This window comes from Bradyrhizobium sp. PRIMUS42 (genome assembly GCF_023006515.1).
Taxonomy (GTDB): Bacteria; Pseudomonadota; Alphaproteobacteria; order Rhizobiales; family Xanthobacteraceae; genus Bradyrhizobium.
The window spans coordinates 1-3,334 of sequence record NZ_JALBGZ010000685.1; the positions used below are offsets into that span (position 1 = coordinate 1).

3 protein-coding genes are annotated in these 3,334 nt (G+C 64.4%); all 3 read left to right on the plus strand.

Features of this window, described 5'->3' with window-relative positions; genetic code table 11:
• Positions 1 to 620 (plus strand): thioesterase II family protein (locus tag MOV75_RS31850; RefSeq protein WP_247007302.1); only part of this gene is annotated, 620 nt, incomplete at its 5' end.
• Complete coding sequence (locus MOV75_RS31855; RefSeq protein WP_246925129.1) at positions 589 to 1,557, plus strand: TauD/TfdA family dioxygenase; 969 nt, start codon at positions 589 to 591, stop codon at positions 1,555 to 1,557. The genes MOV75_RS31850 and MOV75_RS31855, both read left to right, overlap by 32 nt.
• A gap of 64 nt (positions 1,558 to 1,621) precedes the next feature.
• Positions 1,622 to 3,334 (plus strand): AMP-binding protein (locus MOV75_RS31860; RefSeq protein ID WP_247007303.1); only part of this gene is annotated, 1,713 nt, incomplete at its 3' end.

A 3,334-nucleotide genomic window follows, 5' to 3' on the forward strand; every position in this document is an offset into this window, starting at 1 on the left:
CGACTGATCCGCGCGTGCTGGCAGCGCAGCTTGCTGGCGAACTGGCCGCACGGCTCGATGGGCCTTACGCATTATTCGGGCACAGCCTTGGCGCGGTGATTGCCTTCGAGCTCGCGCATGGCCTGCTCGATCACGGGGCGCCGGCACCGGCCATTCTCTTCGCTTCAGGTGCGGAAGCACCGGCGGTTCGGGACGGCAGCAGGTGGCGCCAGCCGCTGAGCGACGAGGCGCTGATGCAGGAGCTGCGCAATCTTCAGGGCACGCCTGACGAGGCGCTGTCGAATGCAGAGCTGATGCGATCCGCACTACCCGTGCTCCGTGCCGACTTTCTGATGTGCGGGGCCTATGTCTACCGGCCGCGACGTCCGTTGCCATGCCCCGTGCACGTCTTTGGCGGTGCGGACGACGAGACCGGCCGCGAGGCGCTCGAGGCCTGGCGAAAGGAGACCTCGGCGTCATTCGCGCTCGATATCCTGCCGGGGCATCACTTCTTCATTCACACGCAGCAGGCTGAACTGATCGACCGGATCGGCGTGGCGCTGGCCCGGCAATCGGGGCGATCGATTGGTTTGCATCGGAGCGAGGATCATGAGCGCGTTCTCCGTCCAACCACTCATTGAGGGCAGAACTCTTCCCTTGCTGCTCAAGGCAGAGGCGGCCGGCCAGCCGCTCGGCAAAGCACTTCCTATGCTGCGCGAGACGATCGACCGGCATCTGCCCGATTGTGGTGGCATCGTCTTTCGCGATTTTTCGCTCGACGGTCCCGATGCGTTTCGGGCCTTCGCGGCCGATTTCGGTCATCCGCTGCTCACCTACGAGTTCGGATCGACGCCGCGTTCGCAGGTGACCTCCGGGGTCTACACGTCCACGGAATATCCGCCGCACCAGCATATCCCGCTGCATAACGAGCAGGCCTATACCCGCGATTGGCCGATGAAGATCTGGTTCTATTGCATGCAGCCGGCGCTGGAAGGCGGGGAGACGCCGATCGCCGACAGCCGCGCCATCTATCGCGACATGCCGCCAGCCATTCGCGAGCGATTCGCCGACAAGGGCGTGATGTATGTGCGGAACTACGGCAACGGCCTCGACGTCGACTGGCAGCAGGTGTTCGGCACCGACTCCAGATCGGAGGTGGAGGCTTACTGCGCTCGCCACGACATCGAATGCGAGTGGAAGGAGGATGGCGAGCTCCGCACGCGCCAGGTCTGTCAGGGCGCGGAGCGGCATCCAGTCACGGGTGAGTGGGTCTGGTTCAACCAGGCACACCTGTTCCACGTCTCCAATCTCGAGCCGGAGGTGCGCGAGAGTCTGCTCGACGTGGTCGATGACGAAGCTGATCTGCCACGCAATGTCTTCTACGGCGATGGTTCGACGATCGAGGATGAGACGTTGTCAACGGTCCGGACCGTTCTCGAGAAGCACAAGATCAGCTTTCCCTGGCAGGCCGGCGACGTCGTGATGCTCGACAACATGCTCACCGCGCACGCGCGCGCTCCATTCAAGGGGCCGCGCAAGGTCATTGTCGCAATGGCCGAAGCTCATCGGCAGAGGTGATCGGCAATACTCGTCATTCGGGCGGTGGGGATTTCCGGCTGCGGCCGGACAGGGATTTGAGAACATGGACAGAGCCAACCTGGTCGAACGCTTGCGAGAGCACGCCGCCTTGCGACCGGAGAAGGTGGCATTGCGGTTCCTGGACGGCGACGACGTCGCCGACGAGCTGACGTTTGCCGCGCTCGACGTTCGGATCAGGGCGCTTGCGGCGTGGTTGCAGCAGATGGGCGGTGCTGGCGAGCGGGCGGTGATCCTGCTTCCGAGCGGGATCAATTACGCCGTGGCGTTTTATGCCTGCCTGTATTCTGGGGTAATCGCCGTTCCGGCCTATCCGCCGGAGGGCGGCCCCGAACGTTATGCAGGGCGTCTCAACGGCATCTTGCGGGATGCTGCGCCTCGCTTCATCGTGGTGGAGACGGCTCTGCGCGCTCTCATCGAAGCGACGCTGCCCGAATTGGGCGACGTGCATGTCGTTGCGGTGGATACCATCCTGCCAGAACTCGCAACGGAATGGCGCGAGATGAGGCCTGCGGCCGATGCAATCGCGTTCCTCCAGTACACATCCGGATCGACCTCGCAGCCGAAGGGCGTTTGCGTCTCTCATGGCAATCTTGCGGCCAACGAGCGCGCTATTGAAGCGGTCGGTGGAGGAACGCCGGACGACGTCTTTGTGAGCTGGCTGCCGCTCTATCACGACATGGGACTGATCGGCGGGCTCTTGAATCCGCTGTTCACCGGCTTTACCGGCGTCCTGATGTCGCCGCGGAACTTTCTCGAGCGGCCGCGACGCTGGCTCGAGGCGATCCATCGTCACGGCGGCACGATGAGCGGCGGCCCCGACTTTGCGTACTCGCTGTGCGTCGACCGCATTTCGGATGAGACCATCAATCGACTGGACCTGAGCCGGTGGAAATTCGCATTCTCGGGGTCGGAGTTCGTCCGCCGGACCACCTTCGAGAAGTTCGGCGACCGGTTCGCGCGGGCCGGGTTCAATCGAAGGGCGTTGACGGCTTGCTATGGCCTCGCCGAAGCGACGCTGCTGGTCACGGCCGGCGACATCACCGCCGATACCGTCAGTTATACGCTCGACACCGCGGAACTCGCCGCAGGTCGCATTGCGAGCGCCAGCGAAGGCACCGACCTTGTGGCATGTGGTCGAGCCGCAGCTGGTCACGCCGTGCGTATCATGTGCGTCGACGGATCGGCCGCGGCTGGCGCGAATGAGGTCGGTGAGATCTGGGTGAGCGGCCCCAGCGTCGCGCTTGGATACTGGAACAATTCGGAGGCCACGCACCAGGCCTTCGTCGAGCGGGACGGCGTGCGTTGGCTGCGTACCGGCGACGTCGGTTTCATTCGCGACGGCGCACTGGTCGTGACCGGACGTCTCAAGGACCTGCTGATCGTTCGCGGGCAGAACATCTATCCGACGGACGTCGAGCAGGCGGTCGAAGCCGATGTCGAATCCGTCCGCAGCGGACGGGTTGCCGCTTTCCCAGTCGAAATCGATGGGCGAGAAGCCTTCGGAGTGGCGGCCGAGTTCAGTCGCGCCGTGCTCAAGCGCAGCGATCCCGAGGCGCTCGCACATGCGATCGGCGAAGCGGTGCTGCGGCAGGCGCAGGAATATCCAGCCGTGATCGTTTTGCTGAACCCGCAAGCGATGCCGCTGACCACGAGTGGCAAGCTGCAGCGGTCGGCCTGCGCGGCGCGCCTCGCCGACGACACGCTCGACAGTTTCATGGTGTTCGAGAGGGGCCGTCGCCGCGGCGGCGCAGCCTTG